Annotated in this window: 2 protein-coding genes; both read right to left on the bottom strand. The window is 42.8% G+C overall.

Annotated elements, in window-relative coordinates; genetic code table 11:
• Positions 1-6354, bottom strand: a 6354-nt coding sequence (locus ACFSAV_RS08525) for a two-partner secretion domain-containing protein (RefSeq protein ID WP_379098521.1), incomplete at its 3' end; no start/stop codon positions are given.
• A 126-nt stretch (positions 6355-6480) separates the two neighbouring features.
• A partial coding sequence (locus tag ACFSAV_RS08530) for a ShlB/FhaC/HecB family hemolysin secretion/activation protein (protein WP_379098524.1) occupies positions 6481-7269 on the bottom strand: 789 nt, incomplete at its 5' end.

Here is a 7269-nt window from a genome sequence, read left to right on the forward strand (position 1 = left end):
CGCTGGATTTGTCGAGGCTATCACTGCACCTCTTAAATGCACATTCTCTGCCGTCACATGATAACCCCCTTCCTCCGCTATTATCCCTGACAACTCGCGGACTTGTTTATAGTTGCTCTTGCCTCGCTCTGCACTTAAATTACCATTGACACTCCAAGCATTACCGAAACTGATTTCAGCACTCAGTCCCGCTTGAGTACTTTGACTATCAAAACGGCTCTCATCTTGACGGCTTTCAATATGCAAGTTACCGCCTGCCTCAACATCAACTTGTTTACCTTGTACTCTCGTTCCCACTAAATTCATATCTTGGCTACTACGCAGAGTGACATGCTCACTGTCTAGCTGACTATTATGATAACTTAGGCTATCACCATTGGCTTTCTGATTACCACCACCTATCGTTGCATAGGCGCCCACACCAGATTGCGCACCAAATTGTGCAAACATGCCCACTTCAACACCGACATTCTGTCCTCTAGAACGCTCTTTCGTCCGACTTTCGCCTGCTTGAATATCAATTTGACGACCAGTTAAGTTGAGCGTACTCCCTGCAATACGTTGTCCTTTATCATCGCGACTTGTCAGTGTGGTATGCGTTAGACGAATGTTGCCCGTACTATCAGAAGGACTAGATGCCGTTTTATCACTCACTGCATGTAAGCGAAGATGTGCTGCATTTAATAAGTTACCTTGGCTAATACGCGTTTCTACTTCTTGTTTTTGACGGCTATGTGCCACGCCCATTCCGGATTCCACCCGTAATAGATAAGCAGAGGAATAGCGCTGATTCGCCATTTTATTGATGTTGTCGTATAAGGAATATCCCTGCGCGGCTAAGCCCATTGCATTCGCTGCTTTCAGGCGGTCTGAGGCATCTTTATTTTTCACTAAGCGCTCTGCCGTTTGAATTATATCAATGATAGGGGATTTCACTCGGCTAAACTGCCCAATCTTCAAATCACTTTGACTTTGTTGATGTTGTTGCACATTATGAGTAGCATCGAAATACAGATTTTGTGCGGTGATATCTAGGGTATCTTTGGCAAGTAAGGTGCTACTGACTTGGCGATAATCTTGCCCTGCTTGAATTACCACATTGTCATTTAGGCTCACCACCTGACTACCTTGATGCGTTAAGGTATCCCCTTCTTGATTATGACGCTCACGATGATAACCAAAGAAACGCTCGGTTTCTGATATGGCAAGTTCCCCTATCGCATGACTCTTACGTTGTTGTCCACCACGTTGTTCAGTCTGTGCGGTTTCAAGGACAATATTGCCCTTCGCCTGTAACACATTTTTCCCTTCACTTACCAAGCTTAAGCCTTTGCCTGTAATATTGCCCTCTTGTGCAACGACTTGGCTACTTCCGCCAACGGAAATCAAGGTGCCTTTTTCCTCATGTAAGGATTGATTACCTGCTTCATGGCTAAATCCAACGCCTGCTACATATTTATTTAAGCCATTTAACTCAGCACCACGTGAAGCACTATCTGCATTTTTGCGATAACGATCTGTCGCCACATCAAAGTTCACATTGCCTGTTGCATTAAACTCCGCTGTTTTCCCTACTGCAATTTGGCTACCCTGTGTCGTAATATCTCCGCCAGTAGCGACGACCTTCAAATGCCCTTTACTATCAATCTCTGCTGTTTTGGCAATAATGTGTTCACTATATTTATTCCCTTTACTACGCTGATGTTTGGCATAAGGCATTATGCCACGCGCTGTCATTTCAATCGTATCGGTAATAGCTTCATTACGTGCGATATCTTGCCCCACAATCCCTTTTGTCGCACCTTGCTGTTCGCGTTGTTGATATTTATCACGCCCTACTGCAATAGGGTTGTATACCATATTAATACCAATACCTGAAGTTTGACTGTAGCGACTATCACGACTACGATGTACTTCATCAACCGCATTGATATTGACTGCCTTACCTTCTAAATAAATATCTTGCTCGGCTTGCAATTGTGTTGCATTTAAAGTCAATGCTTCATTTGCTTTCAGGCGAATATCTCCTTTTGCATTCAATTGACTCACCTGTACATTTTCGTCAGATGTATTACTATCATGTCCCGTTTTCGAACGCTGATAGCCCACAGCAACAACGCCACCTTTTGCACTGCCCGCTAAACCTGATTTACGCCGTTTCTCCCAATGGGTTTCATGACGTTCATCTGTGACTGTACCCAGCTCAATTGTTTTTGCATCTGCTTGAACTTGCTGCTCAGCTATAACACTCAATCCCCCACTGCTCAATTTATTGCCTGCCTGTAATACAATATTTTCTGCTGCAAGCCGGCTACCTTGATGAGTAGTTGCACTAATAGCATCGTAGCTTGTTTGTTTCGTTTTGCTGACAAAAGAACCACTCTTAGTTTGATGATATTCATCATAATCAAGTCGTTTTACTGCAGCATTTAATACTAAATCATTCTCAGCAAGTGCGGTCAGTTTTTTAGCACTTTCCAATTTTGCCCCTTCAGAGGCAATATTATAGGCTTGCAGCTTCACATCACCTGCGCCTTTAACATAACTGACTACCACATCCTGCACTCGTTCATTACGATAATGATTGCCTTGCCCAATTTTTTCTGCCTTCATGGTCTCAAGTGCGGTCAGTTTTAACTGATTTTTTGCAGTGATTGTGGTATTGCCGACGCCTTCATTAAGGATATCCGCACCTAGTAAGTGAATATTTTGTGCGCTCACCTGTAAAGTACCATTCTTACCCTTCACATGTAATAATGCTTTACGGTCCAGATTGATTTCACTGTGACGATAATACCCCGTGTTGATATGACTTGCTTGCGTTGTGCTTTGCTGGATTAAATCACCACCAACCTCAAGAGATAATCCCTCTTCTGCAACAATACTCCCTTGATTAACTACATTTCCCGCAGTCTGAATATTGACTAAATCGCCTGCAATTGTCCCTAGATTGGTTAATTGTTGATTGTCTAATACGACAATTTCTCGCCCTACAATAGTGCCTTGATTACTGATGCTACTCGCATGGATATCTACTTGACTAGCACTCAACAAAGTGCCTTGAGGCGTGACATCGCTTTTTTGTGTAACAGCATAAACACGTGGCGCTAATACTTGCTGTGTTCTACCATCGGGTAAGGTCACGGTTTGTTGTTCAAACCATACAATATCGGCAGTCAGTTGCGCCACTTGTTCAGGACTTAAACTAATCCCAGGTGTTAAATGAAATTTTTTCGCAAACGTCACACCATTATCCATCAATGCTTTATACTGGCTTTCCATATCTTGGTGATGACCCAAGAATTGACGCCCAGTTAGCTGGTTGATCTGGTCACGTACTAAACGCTGTTCATAATAACCATCGCCTAAACGCTTATGAACTCGGTTATGATCTCCTCGTAACATATTAAACATATAATCACCACTCAACCATTTCTTACGATTAGCAAAAGCAGGATCAGTTTCCACTAATACATGACTATCTGCGGCGGGATTGATCTTATATAAACTAGTGCTCGGGAGCTGTAAATTTTCACCCGTTGATTTAATGACCAAGGAGTCATTATCAAAGGCATATTGGTCAAAAACACTGGCAACAGGTAACGTCATACTTTTCTGAGAATTACTTAATAAGCCCGAATACCAATTCTCATTACGACGCTGGTATTTATTCTTACCGCTTGGTGTTTTACTTTTACGTTTTCGAAGATAACTATAATATTTGCTGCCATAGCTTTCCGTAAATTGCAGACCATCTGCTTGACGTTGCTCCAAATTGCCTTGCAGCTGTAACTGACCTCCAACCAATACACGGCTTTTATCATTACTGAACTGCTGAGTTTCAATTTTCAAATCACCGCCTGCTAAAATCGCGCCTGCTTGAGTTTGAGTCACAACATCCTCTTTTACCACTTGGCGATTTACGCGGTGAGTCCAATAATTACGATAACGGCTACCCGCGACACTCGCACGACGCTGATTATGTTGCGTAATCGCCTTACCTAATTGTGTAAATTGGTTTTCATTATCTTTCACCCACTGTAAATAGGCAGGTTTCACTTTTTCATCAAAATGCGCTTTCTCTTGCAAATAAACCTTATACGCTTTGTCATAAGCCGCTTTTTGCTGTTGATAGTCTGCTAGTTTTTTCTCATATTCTTGTTGGGCACTTGCATTTGGATTTTGTGGGGCTATTGGCTCCTCTGGAGCAATAGGTGCAACAGGCACTTTGGCATCATTCAAAAGCGTCGCCACATTCTCACGAAGAGTTGGCTTAATCGCAAAATGCTGCCAAGCTAAATCTTGTGGAAAATAATAAGAATCTGCGACAAACTCACAACCCGCCCCCTGTGTACCAGTAATACATTGATTAACTTCAGGCAGATAATTTGACTGCACATCACCATTGTGTGGTTTACGAATATCCTTTGGCTTACTGTTTACCGCCCAACCATTACGTCCTCTTGATTGGCTCCACCAATGCAATAAACGGGTATCTATGCGCAATTCAGATTCTGCTACGCCTTGTGGCACGATGTAGTGCCAATCCACTTCTTTTTCTGATATCACTTGTAATTCAGTAGCAAAAAAGTCATTCGTATTATGTATCGTTGCAACATTCAGATACATATTGCCTTGACTTTCAATTAGCGCACTGCGGTTATTGAGCACCTCAGCTTGACCAATCACTTTATCTTGTGCATTCAGACTCTCTCCTACGTGTAATGAGCCACTGCTATAAAGCGCTGTCGCCCCTGTTGTATCGCCTGAATACTGGTGATTTTGATTGGTGATTTGCTTAACTCCTAAATCTAAACGCTTTCGCGCAGCAATAATCGCACTTGATGTAGTTTCATCATGATTATGTAAACTGTCTGCCATCAATGCTACATGGTCACCATAAATACGTCCTGTGCCCACATTCTCAATAGATGTTGCTTTAATGACAGTTTTCGCTTGCTTATCAGTTTCAACTTTACTATTAATCAATCCGCGATTAATCACTTGTCCCTGCGCCGTTAAACGCACTTCACCACCCTGTATTTCACCTGCTTTACTCTGGGTAATCGCCTCTGCTTGTACGGCAACCTGCTGTTTAGCCCCCATTACTCCCGATTGATTTAAGGTTTTTTCTGCCTGCACATTGATACGACCTTGATTCGCCAATACCTGAGCAGAAGCCGTGTTGTCAATTGTGCCTTTATCCCCTTTAGCAATGAGGGTGACATGCTGTTGTGCTTGAATACGATGTTGATTCACAATCTTCCCATTCACATCAATCACCACATCGCCCGCAGAGGCACCAATATGTCCTGCGTTGCGTACTCCTAAACCTGCTTCGGTACCAATGAGGTGGATTTTTTCAGCGTACATCCCGCCTAAATGAGATACATCTAAGGCGTATTCCGTGACATTTTCTTCTTTTTGATTGTTCTGGGATTTACTGTTAATAATTTGAACCGCATCATTATTCTTACTGACTTTATTTTTCCCTGTGGTCACCTTGACAGCCTTCTTCGACCACACCCCCGCATTAATCTCTGCTTCTCTGGCAATAATGTCGGTATAATTACTCTGGCTGTTATCTAAGCCTTTTCCGCTGACGGTGACTTTACCCTTTTCCACTACAAAGTGATCAAGATGTCCCTGTTTAATTTGAGGCTTACCCGTCGTTAAGGTTGCTCTATCCGCATTAATCACCCCACAACCCTCACAATGTAAACCACTTGGGTTCGCAATAATGACATCGGCCTTTTGACCCGCCACTTCTACATAACCTTTTAATTGGCTCGGTCTATTAGAATTGACTTCATTGACAATCACTTTCGCTTCACCCCCTGCTAAATACGGGTTAGCCTGTACCCAACCGCCTAATTGGGTTTGGGTATCTCGGCGGCTGTTATTTAAAATCGCTCCTTTGCTATCCACATCAAACTGGGAATAGCGGTTATAAGATAAGCCTTGTTGATTTGGGGTTTGAATATTCACTTGCGGGATACCATTTGCCGTTTCCATCACCTGTGGACGTTGATTGGCTTGTGCAGTCGGGTCGGCTTGAATAATTAAAGGATTATGTGTCAGATTCATTGGATTCGCCTGTACCTGAATACTTACAAAACCCAATGCACAGCACAAGGCAAAGGATAGCGGTTTAAGGACAGCTTGAGATAACTGAACTGTTTGCCACGAAGAAGACAAAAGTGCGGTCAGTTTTGCAAAAGTTTTCACATCCTCAAGCTCAACGCTGACCTCACTTTCGCCTTGTGCTTTCCCTTCCAGCTTCGCTAACTCTGAAACTACAATAAACTGCTGTTGTGTTTTGCTAAATATCACACGATAACAATGCTTATTCATAACCCAATTCCTGACTTATACTTAAATCTAAATTAAAACCCAATGTTTGTCTTAACTACCTAATACAGCACGCATTTATAATGCTCATTGACTCGATATATTCACTAATGTAATTGTTCAACCACTCTAAAAACTGGCACTGAGATTAAAGCCCACCACGCTTTTAGAAGTCTTAAACCCTTCTGGCACATGCCAAGGCTTACCCATGAACATATCGTAGCTCAACCACTTCCAACCGCCCTTTAAACCCAAACTGCTCCCCACTAATGTAGTGCCTAATAAATCTTGAGTAGAAGGACCGCTCACTTTACCCTTATCTAAAGTCACATAAAACTGCTGACCACTGTTACCTAACACCCAACCTAACTCATTACGCCATACCCACCCACGCTCTGCTGATAAGGATAATTCACCATCCGTGCCCCGTACCGTATAACGCCCACCAATACTAAAACGGTCCTGCGCCACTAATGGCGTCTTATTCCATTGTCCTCGCCAACTGCTGTTAAAGAGAAAACGCTGGTTGAAAAACGAGAAGGGTTTGCTGATGTCAATATTGGCATGAATAATCTTCATGCGAGAGGTGCCTTCATTAAACTGTTCATCAGGATAAGGAATCGCATTATTTAACCCTGTCCCTCGTTTAAAACTCGTACCCACATCAATCGTTGCATTGCCAATATAAGCTTTATGCTGTAAACCTAACTCCCATCCCCCTGTCCGTTTACGCTGAATCCTCACTTCTTCATCATTAATAAAGTTATGTGACTCCCTCGCCCATAATGCGCCTGAAAGGGTGGTTTTATGTTGTGCATTACGAAACACTAAACGAGAAAGTGTGACCTTGCTATTCTCACTTCGCCCCGAATACATTACCGTCGAACCAAAAGCCGCTGCGATTTCTTGCACATAATC

It is taken from the genome of Pasteurella oralis, from assembly GCF_042681465.1.
In the GTDB taxonomy this organism is placed as follows: Bacteria; Pseudomonadota; Gammaproteobacteria; order Enterobacterales; family Pasteurellaceae; genus Pasteurella; species Pasteurella oralis.